Below are 22,682 nucleotides of genomic sequence, written 5' to 3'. Positions count from 1 at the left end.
AGGAGTCCCGCATGATCGACACGCACCGCTTGATGATCTTCCGCTCCGTGGTCGCGACCGGCTCGGTGGCCGCGGCCGCGTCGACGCTGGGCTACTCACCGTCGGCGATCTCCCAGCACCTCGCCGCGCTCCAGCGCGAAACCGGCTTGCAGCTGCTGGAACGGGTGGGTCGCGGCGTGGAGCCGACCCCGGCGGGGCGGGTGATCGCGGGCGAGGCAGCGAAGGTGCTCGACGAGCTGACCGCGCTCGGGTCGACGGTGTCGGATCTGCGGGCGGGCAAGGCCGCCCGGATCACGATCAACTCGTTCAGCTCGGCGGGCACCAACTGGATGCCCGATGTGGTCGCCACCCTCACCCACGAATTCCCCGACACCAGGGTCCGGCTCAGGATCGTCGACGAGCTGGCCGCGGTCTCGGACAATCGACCCGATATCGCCCTCACGGTGCGCCTCGGCAAACCCACCCAAATCGTCGGCTACACCCATCACGACCTGGTGACCGAGCCCTATGTAGCCGTGGTCCCCGCCGACCACGAACTCGCGGCCCACACCACCGTCGAGGTAGCCGAACTCGAGCAGCACCGCTGGATCGACAACGACACCAGCCACGGGCCGTGCAGGCAGGCCATGCTGAATGCCTGCGCCGCAGCGGGTTTCACCCCTCGGTTCGTGGTGGAAACCACCGACTACCCCTCGGCGCTGCGATTCGTGGCGCGCGGTGTCGGCATCACCGTTGTCCCTCGGCTCGGCGCCACGGACCTGCCGCCCGGTTCTCGCGCGCTGGAGCTCACCAACCCGACTCCGCGTCGCACGATCTGTGCCCACATCAAGGACTCCGAGTCGTGCAACCCGGTCGTCATCCGGACGATGGAGTTACTGCGGGCCGCGGCGGGCTAGCCGCGACCGATCAGGCGGGTGGCGGCTCGGCCAGCCAGCCGCCCATCGCCACCGTGCGGAAATGTGTTGTGAGACCGAAGTTGTCGTCGATGACGTGCAGGGCGATGGCCGGGTCGGGGGCATAGTCCATGACGCGATGGGGTGGCGTCACTTCCCATTCGCCGCCGAGGACGGAGGCGGTGCTCGGGCAGGTGATCATGGGTTTGCCCGCGAAGGTCGTCGCGATGGGGGAGTGGGCGTGGCCGGTGAGGATGCCGACGATGCGCGGGTCGCCCGCGACGACAGCGGCCAGCCGGCCTGGGTCGGCGAGCGCGATGACATCGACCACGGGACTGAATACCGGCTTGGGTGGGTGGTGCAGGGCTATCAGGATCGGGCCGTCGGGCGCCTCGGCGAGCGTCGCGCGCAGCCAGTCGAAGGTGTCCTCGCCCAGCAGACCGGCCGATTCGCCGGGGATGCTCGAGTCGAGCATGACGATGGTGAGCGCGCCGACTCGGTGGACGCTGTTGATGGGACTGGTCGAGGCGGGCTCGCCGAGCAGTGCGGTGCGGAAGTTCGCGCGGTCGTCGTGGTTGCCGGGCAGCAGGTGCACGGGAATGTCGGCTCGCAGGGCCAGCCGTGCCTGCTCGTACTGCTCCGGCCTGCCGGAATCGGTGATATCGCCGGTCACGAGGATGACGTCGGGCTTGCGCGGCAGGTCCGCCAGATAGCCCATCACCGCCTCTACCCGTTCGGTGTTGCGCGCGCTGAGGTCGAAGTGGGTATCGCTGAGCTGAGCCGCCAGGATCATCGGCAGTCGCTTTCTTCTCTGGGATCGCTCCGTTGCGTCAGAGTGTGCCGGTATCACTCATCGGCACCTCTCCAGGCTAGATGACCTGCGTTTATCCGTCTTCATGAGTCGTACCACGGGCCGAAACCCAAGAGGTGGTCTGTGTCACTCGTCACCGCCGCGATGTCGTGGTTCCGGTGCGGTCGGCGAGCAGTTGTAGTACGCGGAGGAAGGTGCGGCGATCGTCGGCGGGGAGCTCGGCCAGTAGCCGCCGCTCCTGCTCCTGGATGTCGTGCTGGGCGCGCTCGCGCAGGCCCGCGCCCTCGGCGGTGAGCCGGATCAGGTTGACGCGCCGGTCGGCCGGATCGGGCTCGCGCAGGATCAAGCCGCGCTGCTGGAGGTCGTCGAGGACGGGAATGATCCGGGTCTTGTCCGCCCGGATCGCCTTGGCGAGCGCGGCCTGGGTGTGGACGGGCCGCTCGTCGAGCCCGAGCAGCACCACGTACGCCCACATCGTGAGCCCGTGCCGGTCGAGAACGGGCAGTTCCGCCTCGGTCAGCGCACGGCCGAGTGGTACGAGCATGGCCGCGAGATCCGGGCGGGTCGCTTTCGGCATGGTCGAAATCTACCGCCGGGTGGATCGTTCGATAACCCTTGGCAGATGATAAGCATGAGCGTACGGTCTGCGTATGCGTACTATTTCGAAGGAAGACCGGCTTCTGCTCGCCCGCCACGAGCGTGCTGTGCGGCTGAGTATCGACGCGGTCGAGGCGGCGTCCGAGGCGCGGCTATCGATCGAAACACCCTGCGCTGGTTGGGATCTGCGCGCTCTGCTGGAACACATGGGCACCCAGAATCGCGGTTTCGCCGCAGCCGCTCGCGGTGCGAACGACCCGGCGGTGTGGGTGGTGCACCACGCCGTCGATCCGATCGGTGACTATGTCCGGTCCGCGCACGAGGTCGTCGATGCCTTCGCCGCAGGTGAGGCCGAGACCCTGTTTCTCCCTGAGATCCCACCGGGTCACTTCCCGGCCGCGACCGCCCTCGGCTTCCATCTCATCGACAGCGTCGTCCACGCCTGGGATGTCGCCCGCTCGGTCGGCCATGTCATCGACCTGGACTCCGACCTGGCGCCCACGGCCCTGCGTATCGCCGAAGCGGTTCCCACCGGCACGGCCCGCCTTCGCCCCGGCGCCGCTTTCGGCCCCGCACTCGAGGTCGCGGACACGACAGCGACCCTGGCCCGCATCTTGGGAATTCTCGGCCGCTCACCCGAGTGGCTGCCGAGCCGAGAGTAGTGGTGTTTCAGTCGGAAATCAGTTGTGCGGCGGTGTGGAGAAGTCGCGCGCCTTCGTCGGGGTCGCCGGTGAACGGCTCCCAGAAGTCGGGTCCTGGGGTGGCTTCGAGGTCGAGGACCGGTGGGGTCAGCCAGTCGGCGTCGAGGCCGAGCTTCCAGGAGTGCAGGTGGGTGCGGGGGAGCGTGGCGGTGCGGTCGAACAGTGGGTCGCCCAGGATCGGGTGGCCGATCCAGGCCAGTTGCACGCGAATCTGATGACGGCGCCCGGTCACCGGCCGCAGGGCGAGCAGCGCGTGCTCACCGTGCCGGGCGACGGTGCTGAACAAGGTCCGCGAGGGATAGTTCTTCGCGGGCAGCAGGTCCGCCTCGTCGATGAACCACCGATCACCCTCGCGCTTGATCGCTTCCCGCGGCGCCGCGATACGCACCCGATTCTTGCGCCCCACACTCAGCGGCAGATCGATCTCGCCACGATCGGGCAGGTCGGTGCCCGCCACGATCGCCAGATACGCCTTGCGGGCGGTCTGATTGTTGAACTGCCTGGTCAGCGGTCCGTGCGCGGCCAGATCGGTAGCCAGCAGCACCAGCCCGGATGTCACCTTGTCGATCCGGTGCACCGGATACAACTGCGTCCCCGCCGCCTGCGCCAGTTCCACCAGATCGGTGTCGTGGCGTTCGCCGGTCACCGAGATTCCCGACGGCTTGTTCAACGCGAGCACCGCGTCATCGGCGAACACGGTGTAGTCCTCGCGCACGCTGCGCCAATCCAAGTCCACTACGACACCCTAGGCAACGGTGTGCCCACTCCGCTCGACGGCTGGTCAGTGGGCCGCCGTGGGGTAACGTCGCACGTCGCGATCATGCCTGCCGCAGGCGGTGCGGGCGCAGGCGGTTGAATCCGCGCACGCGGACGCTGCGCAGGTGCCGGATGGCGAAATCGGGGTTGTCGTCGAGCGCGTCGGCCGCGGCATCGTCGACGAGGATGTTGCCCGGTCGGGCGACGCCGGTGAGGCGTGCGGCGATATTGACCACCGAGCCGTAGAGGTCGCCGAAGCGTTGCAGCACCTCGCCGTAGGCGAAGGCGACGCGCAGTTCCGGAGTGCCGCCGACGAGCATGGTCGACTCCTGGATGGCCAGCGCGATGCGGGCGGCGTCGGCCGCGGTCTCGGCGGCGAACATCACCTCGTCGCCGACGTTCTTGATCACCCAGCCACCGTTGTCGGTGATCGCCGAGGTGGTGGTGGACTCGAAAGCTTCGAGCAGCGTGGACAATTCGTCGGGGTGTAGGTGCCTGGTGAGCCGGGTGAAGCCGACCATATCGGCGAATCCCACCGCCAGTGTCCGCATCGAACCGTCGCCCTGCGCCACGCTCGACCTGGCGACCGCGGCCGCCAAGTGCCTGCGCCAGACATACGACTGCAACTGATCGATGCCGGCCATCGTGGATTCCGTTGCGGCCCTTATCCGTTCCTCCAAGGGAAGCGCGGGATCGGCCGCGGCGGCGCGCACCTTGATCTCGGCCAGCACCAGATCGGCCTGCCACTCCGCGAGCCGCGCCATGCCCTGGCCGATCGTCCGCGCGGCCGCGGCCTGTTGCCGAATATTGGACGCGGCAACAACTTTCATGCCGCGGAAATTGGTGACCGCGGTGATATCGATCTGTGTGAAGTCGACCTCGTCGTCCTCGTTGGCCGGAAAACCCAGCGCCGTCCACAACCGCCGCGACTCCGCCTCGGGCACTCCCGACTGCTCGGCCACCTGCGTGCGCGTATATCGCCGCGGGCCACCGAGCAGCGCTTCCTCGACGCTGCGCTGCACCAACTCGGTCATCTCGGGCTCCGACATACCCAAACTGTACGACTGTGCCGCGCGAGTGAGCGCCATCCTTGTTCCCGCATTGGCAACGTTCATAAATCCGGGCGCCGCTTCCCCGCCGGTGACACCTGGCACAGCGCCGCCGCCCCTGGTAGCTGTGACCTCCTCGCTTACCTGCCGGTGCGCAACTGACGGCAAAAGTGCGTACTTGTCTCCCGCGATGGCCCGAACCGACACTCGGTCCAGGACGATCGCCCGCGAGACAGGAGTCGAAATGATCAAGGAATCGGTGACGGTGCTCGGCACCGGATCGATGGGCAGTGCACTGGCCGGTGCCTACCTCGCCGCGGGCCACCGCACGCACGTCTGGAACCGCAGCCACGAACGAACAGCGGCCCTGGTGGACGCGGGCGCGACCGCGCACCCCGGCATCGCCGATGCCGTCGCCGCGAGCCCGGTGATCATCTCCTGCCTCACCACCTTCGCCGCCACGCGCGAGAGTCTGCTCGGCATCGGCGGATTGGCGGGCCGTGATCTCATCACCCTGAACAGCGGAACACCCGCCCAAGCCAGGGAATTCGCCGAGTACGCGCAAGGCGAGGGCGCTCGCTTCCTCGGTGGCGCGATCAAGAATGTGCCCGCGGCCGTCGGCGATCCGAGCACCCTGCTGTATTTCGGTGGTGATCGCGACGTGTTCGACACCCACGCCGCCACCCTGCGCGTGCTGGGTGGTGATCTCGAATTCCTCGGTGCCGAACCGGATCTGGCCGCCCTCTACGAATCCGCCGTCGGTGCGACCCTGCTCCCGGCGCTACTCGGCTTCCTCGAAGGCGCGGCGGTATTGGCCTCGCGTGGACTGCCCGCTTCGACGATGGTGCCCCATTCGGTGAAGTGGCTGCAGATGATCGAGTCGCTGCTGCCGGTTCTCGCGGGCGAAATCGACGACAAGGACTACACCCGTCTCGGCTCGTCGGTCGAGCTGTTCCACACCGCCGTCGCCGACGAGGTGGAGCTCGGCGCCGAGACGGGCGTCGACCTGTCCTGGCACGCGCCGATGCACGAGCTGCTGAGCCGTGCGGTCGGCGCCGGGCACGGTGCGCGCAGCATCACCGCGGTGATCGAGCAGTTGAGAACGCCTCAGCGCAGCACGCTGTAGGTGGCCGACAGGGTGAAGCCGTGCTCGCCGACCTCGCAGCTCACCGTCCCCTGGTAACCGATGCCGCAGGTGGTGTTCTCGCGCGTGATCCGGTGACCTTCGGGAAGCACCTTCGCGGCCGGGTGGGTGAAGATCGGCCTGTCGGCGTCGACGAAGTGCGCCGCTTCGAGAATCCCGACCCGGAGCTGGTCGGTGCCCGCGGGCGCGTCGATCGGGACCGCGTCACATCCGGCCGGGCCGTTGTTCCAGTAGATGGCGCAGTGCCGTCCGTCGGGCGTGGTGAAGAAGACGCTGCCCGCGTATTCCGGTTCGGGGACCTGATACTCCACAGGGTCGACCGGCGTGTAATCGCCGAGTCCTGATTGGGCGGCGGCCGGTCCGGCGGCCAGGAATCCGGCCGCCAGCGCGGCCCCGGACATGACGGTGAATGTGGATCGAATCAACACTTCGACGTCCTCCCTCGACTAGGTGTACCTGGTATTTCGCCGCCCTGACGCACCTCGTTAACCGACCGAACAATTTCCTTCGGGCCACGCGATGCGCACGGGCCCGCATCTACCTTCTACGCTGGCTGCCATGTCGTCCCCCGCTCTCGGCGAATTCCTTCGCACTCGGCGCGCCCGCATCCAACCCGCCGCCGTCGGACTGAGCGAATACGGTCGTCGCAGGATGGTCGGATTGCGACGCGAGGAAGTCGCCCAGCTGGCCGGGATGAGCGTGGATTACTACACCCGGCTGGAGCGGGGTCGCGGTGAGGAATTCCCCGATTCGGTGCTCGACTCCGTTGCCCGCGCCCTGCGTCTGGACGCTGCCGAGCGCGACCACTTCTACACGCTGGTCCGCCCCGCCGACCCCGACTACAACTACTCCCCGACGATTCGCCCCGGCACCCGACTACTGCTCCACTCGATCACCACGCCCGCGTTCGTACTCGGGCGTCACATGGAAGTACTGGCATGGAATGCCATGGGCGACAAGGTATTCGGGTTCGACTCCGTCGCCGAATCCGAACGTAATCTGGCTCGCTTCACGGTCCTGCATCCCACCGCGGGCGTCTTCTATCCCGACTGGGAACCGGTTGCCGCGGAGACCGCTGCCTACCTCCGCCGCCAGGTGACCCGCTGCCCGCGTGATCGCCGGCTGACCTCGCTCATCGACGAACTCACCGCCGGTAACCCGGTGTTCCACCGCATCTGGTCGATCCAGCCTTCGGCGGGTAATTCGTACGGCGACAGGCTGATTCAGCATCCTATGGTCGGCCGGATCGAGTTCGGTTACGAGACATTGAATCTGCCAGGCGACCAGGATCAGCTGCTGGTGGTGTACACGGTGGCTCCGGAATCGACCGCGAGCGACGCTGTCAGTGCGCTGTGTGCGCGGGAACTGGTCGGCGTTCACTGATCGGTTCACCTGGGGGTTGGATCGGGTCGCGCCTGGATGAGACGCTCGAAGCATGACAATCGAGGAAATCACCGAGTACGTGACCGGCCTCGGCGGAGTGCTGGCGCAGCAGCCCACCGAAGGCAGTGATGTTCCCGAGATCGCCTGGGGCGACACCTTCTTCTACTACGCCCCCGACGGTGTCGTTCCCGCCGGTCAGCCCTTCGCCACCATCGTGACCAAGGACTACCCCGGCGACGAGACCTCCGACCTGAACCGTCCCGGCAGGTTCCGTGTCAACATCTCCGTGAGCAAGGCGACCTTCACCGAAGCGGCGGCCCCGACCGACGCGAGCATCGATGACACCGTCGTCGCCCACCCCCTCTACGCTGCCGCGAACTGGCTCGCGGTGGTCGATCCGGGTGCGGCCACCGAGGCGACGGTCCGTGAGATGTTGCGCGAGGCCCACGACCGGGCACGCACTCGAGCCGAGCGGCGCGCGGGCGAATAGCACCGCGCGTTCGGGTCGCTATCTATTTGCTGATGTCAAGTTCGTGGCGGCTGTGCTCATCACGCAGATTTGTTCCATTCGGTGCGGTACCTTTTCAGATACCAACGGAAGGGGAGGTCATGTCAGTACATTCCAGGCCCTTGCGGTCGCTAGCCAACGCCCGACTCGGCCCCGTCGAATTGATCACCGGCGGATTGCTGTTGACAGCCGCCGCCCTGGGAATGCTCGGCCCACTGATCGCCGCCCTGCTGATCCGCCGCAGCGGCGCGGGCCGAACCGACGCCATGGCCACCGCCCCCCTGATCCTGCTGACCCTCGCCGTCACCCTGGCCATCACCGCCGGCCTCACCATGTTCGCCATCGCTCGCCGTCGCAGCGGTTCGGATCAGCGGGGTTCCTCCTAGCGACCCCCGCGGAAACCGGTGGGACATAACCGGATCGGCTATTCTGGCGGCGATCAGGGAGGCCACTCATGCCCATCAAGTTCCGCCAGCGCAAATCCTTCGGACCGCTGAAGTTCAACTTCACCCAATCGGGCCTGTCATCCTGGGGCATCAAGATCGGCCCATGGTCCTGGAACTCCCGCACCCGAAAGAACAGCGTCGACCTCCCCGGCCCCCTGAGCTGGCGTCAACGCTGATCCGGCCCGGCCGGTGACCTTCACCGAGCCAACGCCAGACCGATCGCCGTCGCTCCCCCCGATGGTCGCGTTGCTCTGGTACGAACGGTCGCGGTTGGGCAGCAGCGGCTGTAGCATTCGCCAGTTGTGATCTGCGCGGCATGGCCGCACTTGCGTTGGGGGTACTGGTTTCTGTGTGGAAGTTTTTGATCGAGAGTGCGTTCGGGCCTGTGTTCGCGATCGCGGGTGCGGGTTTGATCCTGCTCGTCGTCGCAGCGTTCCTCTGGGACGTGGTCGCCGCCGCGGTAAACCGGGTTCGTGATCGGTTCGGGGGAGGCGATCGAGCGGAGGCCGCGGAGCCGATCCGCGAACGCAAATCGTCGAACACCCGTCGCACTGCCGAGAGCCGCGATCGCCGTTCGGCCCGCATCGCCGCACGTCGCAGCGCTATCCACGCAAAGCACGCAACGGCTGCGGACGTCGACGGCTGACTACTCGCGTCCGAAGAGTCTCCCGTCGATCTGCCGAAAGGGCGCGGCGTCGATCTGCCGGTACTTGATCCGCCGGGCCGAGGTGAAGGATTAGGTCGGCGCCCGTCGATTGGCCGGGCAGGATCGTGCGTCGAACGTGCTTGTCGGTTTCGTCCAAGACAAGGTTGGGGAGTGTTCCCTAGGCTGACCGCAGGCAGTTGACGACGCTCTACTCAGGAGGAATGTGATGGCACGCGAACTGGTTTACACGGGATTCATGTCGCTCGATGGTGTGGTCGATTCGCCCGGTGGGAAGGTCGAGGGGCATCGCAGTGGTGGGTGGGTGATGGAGACCGAGTTCGTGCCGGAGGCGTTTTCGCTCAAGGGTGAGGAACTCGCCGACACCACCGCGCTGATGTTCGGCCGTCGCAGCTACGAGGCGTTCGCCCCGATCTGGCGCGATTCCGAGGATCACGCCGCCTACAAGGAGTTGCCCAAATACGTTGTCTCCTCGTCGCTTACCGATGACGCGCTGATCGAGGGATGGGGCGAGATCACCATCCTGCGCTCGACCGAGGACATCGAAAAGCTGAAGCAGACCGATGGTGGCCCGATCTACATTCACGGCAGTGCCGAACTGGCAGAGCGGCTTTCGGACGCGGGCCTGATCGATCGATACAACCTGCTCGTGTTCCCGGTGCTGCTCGGTGCGGGCAAGAGCCTGTTCGGCCGGGCCGATCGACCCAAGCAGCAACTGCGCCTGCGTGATTCGGCGACCTACTCCAACGGCGTCGCCAAGCTTGTCTACGACGTCGTGCGCTGAGTGAGATCCAGCGCGATCACACCGCTGCCGCCCTCGCGCAGCTGCCGCGCCGTCCGTCCGACGAACCGGCGCAGCGCGCGGGCGAGGTGGGGCTCGTCGTAGTAGCCGAGCTTGTCGACGACATCGCCCGGCGCCTCACCCGTGCTCAGCAGCACCGCCGCGGTGCGCGCGCGCTCGATCTGGCGTACCGCGCCCTGGGTGAGGCCGGTCGCCGCCCGGAAGCGACGTTCGAGGGTGCGCTCGGTGATCGCGGGCGGCATGCCACGCAGCGTGTCGGCGACCATGGCGTCGCGGACCACCACGCCCTGGTTGATAAGCCGTTCGACCAGCGCTTCCGCATCGTCGGCGCGCGGGCTCTCCCAGCGGGCGCCGTCCAGCCAGAAACCTCGATCGGTCACATCGGGCAGGACGATCCCGCTGTCGACCAGGGTCGACGCGGTGACCGCACGTAACGATGTGCCGACCGCGAACTGGATGCCGACGAAGTCCGCTTCCTCGGGAACGGGCGCGGTGCCGGTGCGAATCTCGGGCCCGGTGACCGCCGCGTAGTGCGCACCCTGCTGCTCCCAGAACACCAATCCCCAGGTCTCGGTCGCCACGGAGGTCATTTCCGCGACCTGCTCACTCCGGCAGGTCCAGACCGAATCCACCCACGGCGAATCCGACAGCCGGGTCTCGAACACCAATCCCACCGCTGCGATCCTAATCGCTGCCACGACCTGATACCCAGGGGTGAGGTGGTACGTCGAATCGGGGGAGTGCGAGGCAGTACTGCCGGGGGATGTCGTGCGGCGTGGGCCGTGGGTAGGTTCGCGCTGATGCGAAAGGGGCCGCCCGATGCGATCCATGATGGTGGCGGTAGCGTTGGCTCTGTCCTTGATGGTCAGCGGCTGTGGCGCCGAGCCCGACACCCTGCAACGCGACGTCGATGCGATCGCGGCACTCGGCACCACCGGAGTGCAGGCCAGGGTTGTGGATGTCACTGGTGCCGATAGGTTCGGGGTGGCTGGGACGTCGGATATCGCTGCCCCGGTGCAGGTTTCACCACAAGGGCATTTCCGAATCGGGAGTCTGACCAAGACGATGGTCGCGACCGTGGTCCTCATGCTGGTCGGTGAAGGGCGTCTCGCGCTCGATGACACCGTGCAACAGTGGGTTCCGGATACGGTGCACGGCAACGGAAATGACGGTGCCGCGATCACTGTGCGCCAGCTGCTCCAGCACACCAGCGGTATTCATGAAAGCCCGCCCGAAATGGCAACCGCCGAAGACTATTACCGGCTGCGCTATCAGGTGCGTGATCCGCGGGACACCTTGGCGTCGGCCATGCGGCACGCACCCGATTTCGCGCCGGGTACCGGGTGGTCCTACTCCAATATCGGCTATGTCCTGTTGGGCATGATCATCGAGCAGGTGGCCAACCGTCCCTGGTACGACGAGGTCCGCGCGCGCATCCTCGAACCGCTCGATCTCCGTGATACCCACTGGCCCGGCGCCACGCCCACACTCCCCACCCCGCACGCGAGGGGTTATCAGCAATTCGAGGTCGACGGGCCGCTGGTCGATGTCACCGAATTGGTGGACGCCGACGCCTCCGTGGGCTACCTCTCCACAACCGCCGATGTGGGCACCTTCTATCGAAGCCTCCTCGGTGGCGCATTGCTACGACCCGAGGAACTGGCACAGATGCGCACCACCGTGCCGGTCGACGGCGTGACCGGCACGGTCTGGCCGGGGGCTAGCTACGGACTCGGCCTGTTCTCGGTACCGCTGTCCTGCGGCGGCACCTATTGGATGCACAACGGCGGCCAGACGGGGTTCCTCACCAACGCCGGCGTGACCGACGACGGAAGCCGCAGCGCCGTCGTCTCGCTGTCCGCCACCCTCGCGGTCGGTGAAGACGTCACGCACAGTGAGGGGTTCGCGCAATTGCGTGCGGTCAACGAATTGGTGGACCACGCGCTCTGCGAAGAATTGATCGAACCGCAGAATTCGCGTAAACAGGTGGCTGGACGCGACGGTGGTCGAGGGTCTATGCGCCGCTGGCGAGGTCGCGGGATTCGGCGGTGGCGGAGTGCACGGGTAAGTCAGCTCCTGTGACTGACCAGCCAGGGCGCGACGACGTCCACCATTCCGGTAACCCCCTTGACGGGGGCAGCGAGGACTCGTGCCGTGGCAACCGCAACGTTTCCCTTTGGCGCGGCAAGGCGCGGCGCCATGATGGCTGCGACCGCACCGAGTCCGGCGAGCGGGCGAACGAACACCTTGATGTCGCGGAAGAGGTTCTGCTCATCGAAGTCGAGCAGCATCATGAGATCGATAGGCCTGCGTTTGGCCATCGCCCTGCCCTGGACTACTCGTGCACCTTGTGCGCCCTCGAAGCCCGACGTGTACTCGTCATCGGTGATGCCGTCGAAGAATGCGCCGAACACCCGCACTGCTTCAGCTGGACCGATGAACTTCAGCTTCCCGAGCACCGGGCTGTGGAATACCACGCCAGGCGCCAGCGTGCCGCTGATTCCTGCCAAGTCATGGGCTTGTAGTGCGGCCGTGAACGTCTCTGAGCGCGATACGCGAGTTTGCGTTGTTGTCACAGGGAGCCCCCCTCCGGAGTGAGAATCATTCTTCTCTCGCGTGTGCGCTGCGTCATCCGACCAGAGCAGGAAGCACCGTCCTACCCTGGACGGTTGTCGGAGCGGAGGTTCACCGCGGTTCGGGCGGGTAGTCCGGAGCACCACCCTGCGGGCCGAATGTGATGTTAAGCGGTGGTTTTGTGGAATGGATCACAGAATCTGGCGCGCTTGTCACGCTGGGCGTCGCCGCCGCCCTCTGTGTAGAGAGACCATCTCCCGCCCGACCGGAGGACTGCCATGACCGATGACATCGACCACGCGACCGAGACATTCCTCGGCTACCGCGAGCTCCTGTTCTCGGTGGTCTACAACATGCTCGGCAGCGTCGCCGACACCGAGGATGTCCTGCAAGAGGTGTGGTTGGCATGGCAGGCCCGCGCTCGTGGCGCCGCGATCGACAACATCCGCGCCTACCTCACCCGGATGGCGGTGAACCAGGCGCTCGCCCGGCGGTCCGCGCTGGCCCGGCGCCGCGAAGACTATGTAGGGCAATGGCTTCCGGAGCCACTGCTCGACAGCGAGCCCTTTGCCGACGGCGAGGCGAGCGTGGTGCGGACCGAATCGTCGTCGATGGCGATGCTGGTGGTCCTGGAGTCGCTGACCCCGCTCGAACGCGCGGTGTTCGTGCTCAACGAGGTCTTCGCCTACCCGCACACCGAGATCGCCGACATGGTCGACCGCTCACCCGTCGCGGTTCGCCAGATCGCCCATCGCGCCAGAGCCCACGTGCAGGCGCGCAGACCACGCACCCAGGTGGACCCGCGGATCCGCCGGGAGGTGACCGAACGGTTCGTCGAGGCCGCGATGGGTGGCGACCTCGAAAAACTACTCGCGGTCCTGGCGCCGGAGGTCACCCTCTGGACCGACAGCGGCGGTGTCGGCGTCGCCACCTCCTTGCAACCGGTCCACGGGAGAACCGCTGTCGCCGCAGTTTTCATGTCCGTCGCCGCGGCCGGTCTCGATGGTTACCGGGTGGGTTGGCGGACGGTCAGCGGCGATCCGTGCGCGGTGATCTTCGACGGTGATGCCCCGTTGGCGGTCGTCGTCCTCGATATCGCCCCCGACGACACCGTCATCGGGGTCTACTCGGTCACCAACCCCGCCAAACTGACCCGGGTGAACTCGGCCGCTCCCTAGGCTTCGCGGTAGTCGAACGAGGGGAAGCCCAATGAACGTCCGTACTCGCCGATTCGGCCTTGCCGTGATGCTCGGTGCCGTGCCGACCATGATCGTGGCCGCGCCGAACGCGACCGCCGCGGTCACCGCGGTGCATGTGGAACAGCCGGCCGAAGGGCTGCGTACCGGGTGCGCCTATACGGTGACCGTCGATGTCGACGCGCCGGTTTCCGAGGCCGGTGAGGTGACCATCGGCATCAGCGGCGGTCAGGTTCCGGGGAACGGTGAGCGGCTCGGGGTCGCCGTCTACCACCCGGAGAACGGCACCGCGACCTTCGAATGGACGCCTGTGTACACCGGTCGCCAAAATGTCTTTGCCCAGCAGTTCAAGCCAGGGCAGGTCACCTCCGCGCAGTATGTGACGGTCGAGGTCGGCGGGCGGGGTGTCAATACCGGAAGCTCCTGCCTGCCGCTCCCTTAGACCATCGGACGCAAAGTCATTCGCGGTGTCCTCGTCGCGTCATCCCGGCCTCACCGCTGGGCCTGCCGGTGATCGACCTGCCCGCTCCCGGAACATTCTTCGGCCAGCTCACCGCCCCGGTGGCCGCGACTGTGGCGCGGGGCGCGCAGGCGGTGGCCGGCTTCTCCGGCGCCAACCCGAACAACAACCTGCGCCGCTACGACACCTACCTCACGGTGGATCGCCGTGACGGTGGTTCCTGGACGCGGGTGGCCGACGACAGCGACTGGTCGACCAAGATCTTCTTCGACAACGTCGGCCCGGTCACCGGCGTGCGGATCACCTGGGACGTGCCCGGTGACGCCCCGACCGGCACGTACCGGATCACCTATCGGGGTGACTCGAAGGCGATCGGCGGCAAGGTCAGCGGATTCACCGGACCCGGCGTGACGGTCGTGCAGGCCAGGTATCACTACTGAACGGTCCCGAACTCGTGGTGTTCAGCGGAGCCGTGTGCAGTGGTGGACGCGCCCGGGTCCCGGCCTGTTCTGGGCGACGCGGAAGCCGACGCCGACCAACGCGTCACCGAGGTTCGGCGGGGATACGCTGGGTATCAGCGAGGATTCAACGGTGTTACTCGGTGCTGGGATGCCAGTGGATGGTGGCAGCTGATGAGCGCGGACGAACAGTTCCGGCCGGTGCGACCGCCAACCCGCCGCGTCGGGGTGGGGTCGGTGACGTCGACACCTGCACCGAGTACCGGCCATCTACCGCCGGAGTTGACCAGTTTCGTCGGCCGTCGCACCGAGTTGGCCGAGATGAAGAACTTGCTGTCGACGGCGCGGTTGGTGACGTTGACCGGGATCGGCGGGGTGGGCAAGACCCGGTTGGCACTGCGGGCCGCGTCCACTGCGGGCCGCGCGTTCGGCGACGGGGTGTGGTTGGTCGAGCTGGCGGATGTGTCCGATCCCGCGCTGCTGGTCGAGGTGGCGGCGGCCGCTCTGGGTTTGCGGGACGATCCGGCGCGGCCGTTGCCGGAGGTGGTGGTGGAGTTTCTGTCCGCGCGGAAGTCGCTGCTGGTGTTGGACAATTGCGAGCAGTTGGTTGAGGCGGTGGCGCGACTGGTGGCGACCTGGTTGTCTGCCTGTCAGGACCTGCGGATTCTGGCCACCAGTCGCGAACCGCTGGATATCGCCGGCGAGACGGTGGTGCCGGTGCCGCCGCTACTGGTGCCGGATCCGGATCGGGCGCCGTCGAGACGGGCACAGCCGCGCTACGACGCGGTGACCTTGTTCGCCGACCGCGCGTCCGCGGTGGTGCCCGGTCTTGACCTCTCGGAGGCGACCAGGGCAACCGTGGCTCGGATCTGCGCGCGGTTGGATGGACTGCCGTTGGCGATCGAGCTGGCGGCGGCGCGGATGCGCACGTTGTCGCCGGAGCAGATCCTGGCGCGGCTCGATGATCGGTACGGGCTGCTGACCCGTGCCAGCCGGAGTGCGCCGATGCGGCAGCAGACGCTGCGGTGGTGTATCGACTGGAGCTACCAGCTGTGCGACCCGGCCGAGCAGCGGTTGTGGGCTCGATTGTCGGTGTTCGCCGGTGGCTTCGAGTTCGATGCCGCCGAACAGATATGCGGTGCCGATCTGGCTCCGGCGGATCCGCTGGATGTGCTCTCCTCGCTGGTGGACAAGTCGATCCTGATCCGGATCGAGTCGGATGGCGTGGTGCGGTTTCGGATGCTCGAGACGGTGCGGGAATACGGTCGGCAGAAGCTGCAGGAAATCGGCGAATACGCGCAGATGTGTCGGCGACACCGCGACTGGTACGAGCAGATGGCACTGGCCGCGGACAACGAGTGGGTCAGCGACCGGCAGACCTACTGGACGGCCCGGCTCGACCGGGAACAACCCAACCTACGTAGTGCGCTGGAATACTGCCTGGCCGAAGACACCGAGCAGGCGGTCACGACCGGGCTGCGCACCGCCGCCGGACTGCTGGGGTTCTGGGTTTTCCGGGGCCTGTACGGCGAAGGCCGCCGCTTCATCGACCGGCTTCTCCGGAACCACCCCGCCCTACAACCCATCCCTGATCGATTCACAGCGCTCCATGCCGGCGCCGTGATGGCGGTGATGCAAAGTGATGTGCCGGCGGCGACCGCGCTCGTCGAGGAGGCGCGTGTGCTCGTCGAACAGGACCGCACGCCGGCGACGCAGGGGCGGATCGCCCACCTCGACGGTGCCGTGGCGCTCTACAGCGGTGAGCTCGCCCTCGCGACCTCCCACCTCGAACGCGCCGTCGAGCTGCTCGATTCGGATCGACCCGGATTCGTGTGCCTCGCTGCTGTGGCCGGTCTGGGTTTTGCGTATGTAGTGGCCGGTGATACCCAACGGGCGACCGCGCGCTACCAGCAGATGCTCTCCATTACCGAAGCATGCGGCGAAACACTCTTTCGTTCGTCTGCGTTGTGCGTCCTGGCAATTGCCGCCTGGCAGGAAGACGAACGGTCCCGGGCAAACGAGCTGCTCCAGCAGGCACTGCGGGTCAACGGGAACATGGGCAGCCCGCTCGTCGCCGCAGTGGCTCTCGAGGCGTTGGCCTGGACCGCGCACGCCGACGGTGACGCCGAGCGCGCAGCCGTACTGATGGGAGCCGCCGAGGAACTCGACCAGTCCCATGGCAAAGTTGCGAGCATCGTCCCGATAGTGCCGCAGCATCACGACGAATGCGTCCGGCTGACGCGATCGGCCCTCGGCGCCCGCAGGTTCGATGCGGCCCTCGCCAAGGGTCGAGCGATGGCGATCGACGAAGCAGTCGCCTACGGACTCGGCGAACAATCCACCGACACCAAGCCCACGTGGGGTCCGGGCGTCGCGTTGACCAAGCGCGAACGCCAGGTCGCCGGTCTCATCACCCAAGGCCTTACCAACAAGCAGATCGCGGCCGAATTAGTGATCTCCCAACGCACCGCCGCGGGCCACGTCGAGCACATCCTCACCAAACTCGGATTCACCTCCCGCGCTCAGGTCGCGGCCTGGATCGCAAAGACGGAGTAGGTGATCGACGCTGTGCGAGTGCGCCAACTGCGAACCGTCTGGTCGTAGAGCGCTTGCTCGCCGGGGCGGGGTCGTCGCGCACCGACGAATAGCCTGTGCTGATTCGGGCGGAATACGACCGGTTGCAGGTCGCGTACCGGAGCTACCCGGGTGGGAGGTATGGGGCTCCGGCACAGTGTTGCCATGGGTTCGTCGGTCGCTGACTCTTTCACTGTCGCCACTTTCAATGTCAACGGAATCCGCGCGTCACGTCGTCGTGGATTCGATCAGTGGTTGCGGGCCAGGTCGGCGGATGTGGTCGCGTTGCAGGAGCTGCGTTGTCCCGCAGCCGATGTGGGAACCTTCCCGGGCTACTCGGCGGCGGTGGACGTCGGTTCCGTGGCCGGTCGTAACGGCGTGGCAGTACTGACGAGGGTTCCCGCCGCTGCCGTGCGGACGTGGGTGACCCACCCGCCCAGGTCCCGCGGACTCGGTGAGTTCGCCACGCAGGGACGCTATATCGAGGTGGATCTGGCCGACCGCCCGGTGACGGTGGCCTCTCTTTATCTCCCCAAGGGTGGTCTGCCCGCGCATCTCCAGCGCCCGGGATCGATGCGCGAACTGCCCGACGGTGGGGCCAAGTACGAACGGAAGCAGAGGTTCCTCGCGGCGTTCGCCCGCGAAGTGCACCGGAACCGGCTCGCTGCGCTGAGTGCGGGACGCGAGTTCGTCCTCACCGGGGATCTGAACATCGCGCACACCCGGCACGATGTCACCAACTGGCGTTCCGCCCGCACGATGGACGGCTTCCTGCCTGCCGACCGCGAGTGGTTCAGTTCGGTTCTCGGCACGCGCCGACTCGTCGACGTGGTGCGACAGGTGCACGGCGACCGCCCGGGTCCGCTCACCTGGTGGAGTTGGGCGGGTCGATCGTTCGCCAAGGATGTGGGTTGGCGAGTGGACCACCAACTCGCGACGCCCGGTCTCGCCCGCCTCGCGACGGCTGTCGTCGTCGACAAGGAACCGTCACCCGCCGAGCGGCTCTCCGATCACGCGCCCCTCGTGGTGACCTACTCGGCGATGCCTGACTGAGAAGTTCTGGTGCCCTCGGCAGGATTCGAACCTGCGACCTACCCTTTAGGAGAGGGTTGCTCTATCCCCTGAGCTACGAAGGCGTGGCCAGATTCGGCTGGCCGAGCTGAGTATAGCGTGGGGGTGGGTTCGGTGGCGTAGGCCCGTTGGGTGGAGATCAGAAGGCGTCGAAACCGCCGCCGCCGCTGTCGAAACCGCTGCCGCTGTCGAAACCGTCGTTGCTGTCGTAACCGGTATCGGGGTTGCCGGGGTCGTATCCGCCCTGGTCGTAGCCGGGGTCCTGGTCGATGGCCGCTTCGCCGGTGCCGTCCTCGAAAGCCTGCGCGTCGTAGCCGACTCCGCCCATTCCGGCGAACAGCGTCGTGAACAGCAATGCCGACCCGGCGCCCCAGGCTCCGGCGATCAGCGCGGGCTTCCACCACGGCTCGGAATACCACCCGGCGGGGACGGGGCGACCTGCCACGCGACCGCCGGGGAAGTAGTTCGGGGTGCCTGCGGAGGGGGAGGGTGATGCGGTGATGGGGCGGCCGTTGTGGGCGATGGTGCGCTTCTCGTCAACCTGGCCGGCGATGTCTTGGCCGTCGATGGCCGGGATCGGGGGGCCGGGGTCCATGTCCATCGCGGTGCGGGCGGCGCGGATGTAGTAGAGGCCTTCCAGGGCGGACTGCTTGGCCAGCCGGGCGTGGACAGGCGAGCTCGCGCGGTCGATCTGGCCGCCCGCGGCGTTGTACCGTTCGGAAGCGTCGGCCAACGCCTGCCGGGCGGCCTCGTTGCGCGGGGTCAGCTGGTAGACCTGCCCGCCAAGCCGCTCGATCGACGCCCTCGCGTCGGCCTGCGCCTCCTCGAGTTCGCGCGCGTTGCGCTTGTTCTGTTCGGCGCGCAGGTACAGCAGAGCACCTACGCACACGATCACGATCACAACCAGCCACCACAGCATCACGTGCCTCATTTCGTCGAGGTCTCGAGATGCTGTCCAGTTTACTGAACGGTTGCCCAAACGCATCAACCCTCGATGATCAGCGCGTTGCTGATTTGCTCACTCGGTGATCCTGATGTGTTCTTCCCGAAAGGGGCCCGCCCTGATCTGGACTGAGTGGAGGGTGCGACGAAGGAGTGCCCGGAGGGAGGGAAGATCAGGGCCCGAAGGGCCCCGCTCGAGCGCGCCAGCGCTCCAAATGGCAGAGCTATCCGGCGAGGTGGCGGGCGATTACCAGGCGCTGGATCTGGTTGGTTCCTTCGAAGATCTGCATGACCTTCGCTTCGCGCATGTAGCGCTCGACGGGGAAGTCCTGGGTGTAGCCGTAGCCGCCGAAGACCTGGACCGCATCGGTGGTCACCTTCATGGCCGCGTCGGTGGCGACAAGTTTGGCGACCGAGGCCTGGCGCGAATACGACAGGCCCGCGTCGCGGCGGCGGGCGGCGTCGAGGTAGGTGGCGCGGGCGGTGTCGACGGCGGCGGCCATGTCGGCGAGGACGAAGCCGAGGCCCTGGTGGTCGATGATCTTGCGGCCGAAGGCCTCTCGTTCCTTGGCGTAGGCGACCGCTTCGTCGAGTGCGCGCTGGGCGACACCGGTGGCGACGGCGGCGATGCCGAGCCGGCCCGCGTCGAGTGCGCTGAAGGCGATCGAAAGTCCTTGTCCCTCTTCGCCGATGCGCCGCTCGGTGGGCAGGAACGCGTCGTCGTAGGCGGCGGTGGTGGTGGGGATGCCGCGCAGGCCCATCTTCTCCTCGGGCTTGCCGAAGCTCAGGCCCTCGGTATCGGCGGGGACCAGGAAACAGGAGATGCCGCGCGAACCCTCGCCGGTGCGGGCGAACAGGGTGTAGAAGTCGGCGCGGCCGCCGTTGGTGATCCAGGCCTTGGTGCCGTTGAGGTTGTAGCCGCCGTCGACGGGGGTGGCGCGGCAGCGCAGGGCGGCCGCATCGGAACCGGCGTGCGCCTCGGAAAGGCTGTAGGCGCCGATGGTTTCGCCCGACAGCATGCGCTCGAGCCACTGCTGCTTCTGTTCGTCGGTGCCGTAGGTGAACAGTGGGTGGCAGGACAGGCCGTGCACGCTCACCGCGACGGCGACGGCGGCCCAGCGGCTCGCGATTTCCTCGAGCACCTGCAGGTACACCTCGTACGGCTGCGCACCGCCGCCGAATTCCTCCGGGTACGGCAGGCTGAGCAGCCCGGCCGCACCGAGTGCGGGGAAGACGCCGTCGGGGAAGACGCCGGTCTTCTCGCTCTCGGCGACGCGCGGCTCCAGCACCTTGTCGGCGATGTCGCGGGTCAGTTCGATCAGTTCGCGCGCCTCGTCGGTGGGCAGCATCCGGTCAACAGCCATGCTCGTCACAGTACTTCGGGCCCACCCGCCGCCGTGGATCTATTATCTGCGCATGAATGCAGATGCTCATTCACCCCTCGCGGAAGATCAGGTGGGGCTGGTGGTCGAGGTGTTCCGGATGCTGGCCGACCCGACCAGGGTCCAGGTCCTCTGGGCGCTGGCCGATCGGGAACTCTCGGTGAACGAACTGGCGAGCCGGGTCGGCAAGCCGGGTCCCTCGGTGTCCCAGCACCTGGCGAAACTGCGCATGGCCCGGCTCGTGCGCACCCGCCGCGAGGGGACAACCATCTTCTACAGCCTCGACAACGACCACGTCCGCAGCCTGGTCGTCGACGCCGTGCACAACGCCGAACATGCCGGTCCCGGTGTGCCATCGCACCATAGAGGTCCCGATGGTCAGCCCCCGCATGCGGAGCCACCTGGTTCGCGATGACCAGCCGACCTGCAGGAATGTTGTCGGAGGAAACGATTGCGAGCCTCAAACCTTTCGGTAGCATCCGTTGTGACGTGGCTCATGCCACGGCAGGGACTGAAGGAGCACCGATGCTGAGCACCATGCAGGACGACCAGCTATCACTGGCCAAACTGCTCAACTATGCCGCGACTTTCCAGGGCGATTCCACTGTGTCCACATGGACCGGAGACGGTGTTCGTACCATGACCTACCGCGAGCTGGGTGCGGATTCCGCCCGCCTGGCCAACGCGCTGCGTGGGCTCGGCATCGAAGAGGGCGACCGCGTCGGCACCTTCATGTGGAACAACAACGAGCACATGGTCGCCTACATCGCGGTGCCCGCGATGGGCTCGGTGCTGCACGCGCTCAACATCCGCCTGTTCCCCGAGCAGCTGGTCTTCGTCGCCAACCATGCCGAGGACAAGGTCGTGCTCGTCGACGGCACGCTGCTGCCGCTGTTCGCGCAGTACCTGCCGAATCTGAAGACCGTCAAGCATGTGATCGTCGTCAACGGCGATGCCGCCGCGCTCACCGCGCCAGAGGGCGTCACCGTGCACTCCTACCGCGAGCTGCTCGACGCCCAGTCCGCCGACTTCGACTTCCCGGTCATCGACGAGCGTTCGGCCGCCGCGATGTGTTACACCTCCGGCACCACCGGCGACCCCAAGGGCGTCGTCTACTCGCACCGCTCCAACTGGCTGCACGCCATGCAGGTGAACTCGCCCAACGGCATGGGTTTCCAGGGCTCGGACTATGTGCTCGCGATCGTGCCGCTGTTCCACGCCAACGCGTGGGGCCTGCCGTACGCGGCGTTGATGTCGGGCGCCAACATCCTGATGCCGGACCGCTTCCTGCAGCCCGCCCCGCTGCTGGAGATGATGGCCGCCGAGAAGCCGACCTTCGCCGCCGCGGTGCCCACCATCTGGGGTGGCGTGCTGGCCGCGCTTTCCGCCGCACCGCAGGACATCTCGCACCTGCGCACCGCTGTCGTCGGTGGTTCCGCGGTGCCGCCCGCGATGATGCGCGCGTTCGAGGAGAAGCACGGCGTGCGCATCCTGCACGCGTGGGGCATGACCGAGACCTCCCCGCTGGGCAGCGTCGCGCACGCGCCCGCCGGCGTCAGTGCTGACGAGGCCTGGGAGTACCGCTACACCCAGGGTCGTTTCCCGGCCAACGTCGAGGCCCGGCTGGTCGGCGACGACGGCAAGGTCGTCCCGAACGACGGTGAGTCGCTCGGCGAGCTCGAGGTCCGCGGCGCGTGGATCACCGGCTCCTACTACTCGCCCTCCGGCGCGGAGATCGACCCGGACAAGTTCGACGACGGCTGGCTGCGCACCGGCGATGTCGGCAAGATCAGCCCCAACGGCTACCTCACCCTGGTCGACCGCTCCAAGGACGTCATCAAGTCCGGTGGCGAGTGGATCTCCTCGGTGGACCTGGAGAACTCGGTGATGGGCCACCCGGCCGTCGCCGAAGCCGCGGTCATCGGTGTGCCCGACGAGAAGTGGGACGAGCGCCCGCTGGTCGCCATCGTGCTGGCCGAAGGCGCCGCCGCCGAGGCCACCGAGCTGCGCGACTACCTGGCCGACAAGTTCGCCAAGTGGCAGCTGCCCGAGCGCTGGACCTTCATCGCCGAGGTCCCGAAGACCAGCGTCGGCAAGTTCGACAAGAAGCGCCTGCGCGCCCAGTACGCCGAGGGCGAGCTCGACGTCGTCACGGTGTAGGACAGCAAAAAGGCGGGGGGGGGCTGCTAATCAACGCCCCCGCTTTTTGTGTTTAGGCGATAAACCCCCGGCGGGGCGGGGGTTTTATAATGGGGCGGGGGGGGGTGTTTT

General features: G+C 67.0%; 26 protein-coding genes and 1 tRNA gene. 17 read left to right on the top strand and 10 right to left on the bottom strand.

Features of this window, described 5'->3' with window-relative positions; all coding sequences use genetic code 11:
- The first annotated feature begins 11 nt into the window (after window positions 1-11).
- Window positions 12-896, top strand: coding sequence for a LysR family transcriptional regulator (locus ACFWPX_RS35280; protein ID WP_378932925.1), 885 nt, complete (start codon window positions 12-14; stop codon window positions 894-896).
- Window positions 897-906: 10 nt separating this feature from the next.
- Here the strand turns inward: ACFWPX_RS35280 and ACFWPX_RS35275 are convergent, their stop codons facing one another.
- Entirely contained in the window at window positions 907-1,686 is a 780-nt protein-coding gene (locus ACFWPX_RS35275) for a phosphodiesterase (protein WP_378932922.1), read from the bottom strand.
- Window positions 1,687-1,837: 151 nt separating this feature from the next.
- Window positions 1,838-2,281: a MarR family winged helix-turn-helix transcriptional regulator gene (locus tag ACFWPX_RS35270; RefSeq protein WP_378915735.1), complete on the bottom strand. Its 444-nt coding sequence runs from the start codon at window positions 2,279-2,281 to the stop codon at window positions 1,838-1,840.
- A gap of 73 nt (window positions 2,282-2,354) precedes the next feature.
- On the opposite strand from ACFWPX_RS35270, the gene ACFWPX_RS35265 reads away from it, so the two are divergent.
- Window positions 2,355-2,963: a TIGR03086 family metal-binding protein gene (locus ACFWPX_RS35265; protein WP_378932919.1), complete on the top strand. Its 609-nt coding sequence runs from the start codon at window positions 2,355-2,357 to the stop codon at window positions 2,961-2,963.
- Window positions 2,964-2,970: 7 nt separating this feature from the next.
- On the opposite strand, the gene ACFWPX_RS35260 is transcribed toward ACFWPX_RS35265, so the two are convergent.
- A complete protein-coding gene (locus ACFWPX_RS35260; RefSeq protein ID WP_378932913.1) occupies window positions 2,971-3,738 on the bottom strand; it encodes an RluA family pseudouridine synthase in 768 nt (255 codons plus the stop codon).
- An 82-nt stretch (window positions 3,739-3,820) separates the two neighbouring features.
- The gene (locus tag ACFWPX_RS35255) at window positions 3,821-4,807 is read right to left on the bottom strand and encodes an adenylate/guanylate cyclase domain-containing protein (RefSeq protein ID WP_378915741.1); all 987 of its coding nucleotides are present in this window, start codon (window positions 4,805-4,807) and stop codon (window positions 3,821-3,823) included.
- A gap of 244 nt (window positions 4,808-5,051) precedes the next feature.
- Between ACFWPX_RS35255 and ACFWPX_RS35250 the strand changes: the two genes are divergently transcribed.
- Window positions 5,052-5,933, top strand: a complete 882-nt coding sequence (locus ACFWPX_RS35250; protein WP_378932908.1) for an NAD(P)-dependent oxidoreductase — start codon at window positions 5,052-5,054, stop codon at window positions 5,931-5,933.
- Here the strand turns inward: ACFWPX_RS35250 and ACFWPX_RS35245 are convergent.
- On the bottom strand, window positions 5,915-6,379 hold the full coding sequence (locus ACFWPX_RS35245; protein ID WP_378932905.1) for a hypothetical protein: 465 nt from the start codon (window positions 6,377-6,379) through the stop codon (window positions 5,915-5,917). The two genes, ACFWPX_RS35250 and ACFWPX_RS35245, sit on opposite strands and share 19 nt — an antisense overlap.
- 130 nt (window positions 6,380-6,509) lie before the next feature.
- Between ACFWPX_RS35245 and ACFWPX_RS35240 the strand changes: the two genes are divergently transcribed.
- The 6 genes from ACFWPX_RS35240 (at window position 6,510) to ACFWPX_RS35215 (ending at window position 9,736) form a co-directional block, all read left to right on the top strand.
- A complete protein-coding gene (locus ACFWPX_RS35240; RefSeq protein WP_378932903.1) occupies window positions 6,510-7,334 on the top strand; it encodes a helix-turn-helix transcriptional regulator in 825 nt (274 codons plus the stop codon).
- 52 nt (window positions 7,335-7,386) lie between these two features.
- Entirely contained in the window at window positions 7,387-7,824 is a 438-nt protein-coding gene (locus tag ACFWPX_RS35235; protein ID WP_378932899.1) for a DUF6194 family protein, read from the top strand.
- Window positions 7,825-7,943: 119 nt separating this feature from the next.
- A complete protein-coding gene (locus ACFWPX_RS35230) occupies window positions 7,944-8,228 on the top strand; it encodes a hypothetical protein (protein WP_378915750.1) in 285 nt (94 codons plus the stop codon).
- Window positions 8,229-8,296: 68 nt separating this feature from the next.
- The gene (locus ACFWPX_RS35225) at window positions 8,297-8,464 is read left to right on the top strand and encodes a DUF4236 domain-containing protein (protein ID WP_084472559.1); all 168 of its coding nucleotides are present in this window, start codon (window positions 8,297-8,299) and stop codon (window positions 8,462-8,464) included.
- A 140-nt stretch (window positions 8,465-8,604) separates the two neighbouring features.
- Window positions 8,605-8,934: a hypothetical protein gene (locus ACFWPX_RS35220; RefSeq protein ID WP_378932893.1), complete on the top strand. Its 330-nt coding sequence runs from the start codon at window positions 8,605-8,607 to the stop codon at window positions 8,932-8,934.
- Window positions 8,935-9,160: 226 nt separating this feature from the next.
- The gene (locus ACFWPX_RS35215) at window positions 9,161-9,736 is read left to right on the top strand and encodes a dihydrofolate reductase family protein (RefSeq protein ID WP_378915753.1); all 576 of its coding nucleotides are present in this window, start codon (window positions 9,161-9,163) and stop codon (window positions 9,734-9,736) included.
- On the opposite strand, the gene ACFWPX_RS35210 is transcribed toward ACFWPX_RS35215, so the two are convergent.
- A complete protein-coding gene (locus ACFWPX_RS35210; protein ID WP_378915755.1) occupies window positions 9,718-10,428 on the bottom strand; it encodes a helix-turn-helix domain-containing protein in 711 nt (236 codons plus the stop codon). The two genes, ACFWPX_RS35215 and ACFWPX_RS35210, sit on opposite strands and share 19 nt — an antisense overlap.
- A gap of 145 nt (window positions 10,429-10,573) precedes the next feature.
- On the opposite strand from ACFWPX_RS35210, the gene ACFWPX_RS35205 reads away from it, so the two are divergent.
- Entirely contained in the window at window positions 10,574-11,836 is a 1,263-nt protein-coding gene (locus tag ACFWPX_RS35205) for a serine hydrolase domain-containing protein (protein WP_378932890.1), read from the top strand.
- Here the strand turns inward: ACFWPX_RS35205 and ACFWPX_RS35200 are convergent.
- Entirely contained in the window at window positions 11,824-12,330 is a 507-nt protein-coding gene (locus ACFWPX_RS35200) for a nuclear transport factor 2 family protein (protein WP_378932887.1), read from the bottom strand. The two genes, ACFWPX_RS35205 and ACFWPX_RS35200, sit on opposite strands and share 13 nt — an antisense overlap.
- A gap of 276 nt (window positions 12,331-12,606) precedes the next feature.
- Here ACFWPX_RS35200 and ACFWPX_RS35195 point away from each other — a divergent pair, with 276 nt between their 5' ends.
- From ACFWPX_RS35195 to ACFWPX_RS35175, 5 genes are all read left to right on the top strand, one after another.
- Window positions 12,607-13,506 carry a sigma-70 family RNA polymerase sigma factor gene (locus tag ACFWPX_RS35195; protein WP_378932882.1) on the top strand — a complete coding sequence of 300 codons (900 nt, stop codon included), beginning with the start codon at window positions 12,607-12,609 and terminating at the stop codon, window positions 13,504-13,506.
- 31 nt (window positions 13,507-13,537) lie between these two features.
- Complete coding sequence (locus ACFWPX_RS35190; protein ID WP_378932879.1) at window positions 13,538-13,966, top strand: hypothetical protein; 429 nt, start codon at window positions 13,538-13,540, stop codon at window positions 13,964-13,966.
- Window positions 13,967-14,034: 68 nt separating this feature from the next.
- Window positions 14,035-14,424 (top strand): neutral/alkaline non-lysosomal ceramidase C-terminal domain-containing protein, encoded by a 390-nt coding sequence (locus ACFWPX_RS35185; protein WP_378932876.1) that lies wholly within the window; start codon window positions 14,035-14,037, stop codon window positions 14,422-14,424.
- A 192-nt stretch (window positions 14,425-14,616) separates the two neighbouring features.
- The gene (locus ACFWPX_RS35180) at window positions 14,617-16,998 is read left to right on the top strand and encodes an ATP-binding protein (protein ID WP_378932873.1); all 2,382 of its coding nucleotides are present in this window, start codon (window positions 14,617-14,619) and stop codon (window positions 16,996-16,998) included.
- A gap of 183 nt (window positions 16,999-17,181) precedes the next feature.
- Window positions 17,182-18,069, top strand: coding sequence for an exodeoxyribonuclease III (locus ACFWPX_RS35175; protein WP_378932870.1), 888 nt, complete (start codon window positions 17,182-17,184; stop codon window positions 18,067-18,069).
- Window positions 18,070-18,076: 7 nt separating this feature from the next.
- Here ACFWPX_RS35175 and ACFWPX_RS35170 read toward each other — a convergent pair.
- From ACFWPX_RS35170 to ACFWPX_RS35160, 3 genes are all read right to left on the bottom strand, one after another.
- Window positions 18,077-18,152 (bottom strand) — tRNA-Arg (locus tag ACFWPX_RS35170).
- A 74-nt stretch (window positions 18,153-18,226) separates the two neighbouring features.
- A complete protein-coding gene (locus ACFWPX_RS35165; RefSeq protein ID WP_378932866.1) occupies window positions 18,227-19,006 on the bottom strand; it encodes a DUF1542 domain-containing protein in 780 nt (259 codons plus the stop codon).
- Window positions 19,007-19,253: 247 nt separating this feature from the next.
- Window positions 19,254-20,393: an acyl-CoA dehydrogenase family protein gene (locus tag ACFWPX_RS35160; protein ID WP_378932863.1), complete on the bottom strand. Its 1,140-nt coding sequence runs from the start codon at window positions 20,391-20,393 to the stop codon at window positions 19,254-19,256.
- 52 nt (window positions 20,394-20,445) lie between these two features.
- On the opposite strand from ACFWPX_RS35160, the gene ACFWPX_RS35155 reads away from it, so the two are divergent.
- Together ACFWPX_RS35155 and ACFWPX_RS35150 are read left to right on the top strand one after the other, a co-directional pair.
- Entirely contained in the window at window positions 20,446-20,826 is a 381-nt protein-coding gene (locus ACFWPX_RS35155) for an ArsR/SmtB family transcription factor (protein WP_378915775.1), read from the top strand.
- 110 nt (window positions 20,827-20,936) lie between these two features.
- Entirely contained in the window at window positions 20,937-22,571 is a 1,635-nt protein-coding gene (locus ACFWPX_RS35150; protein ID WP_378932859.1) for a long-chain fatty acid--CoA ligase, read from the top strand.
- Window positions 22,572-22,682: the final 111 nt, after the last annotated feature.

The sequence above is a fragment of the Nocardia sp. NPDC058518 genome (genome assembly GCF_042719655.1).
Taxonomy (GTDB): Bacteria; Actinomycetota; Actinomycetes; order Mycobacteriales; family Mycobacteriaceae; genus Nocardia.
This window is presented reverse-complemented; position numbering and strand designations above follow the sequence as displayed.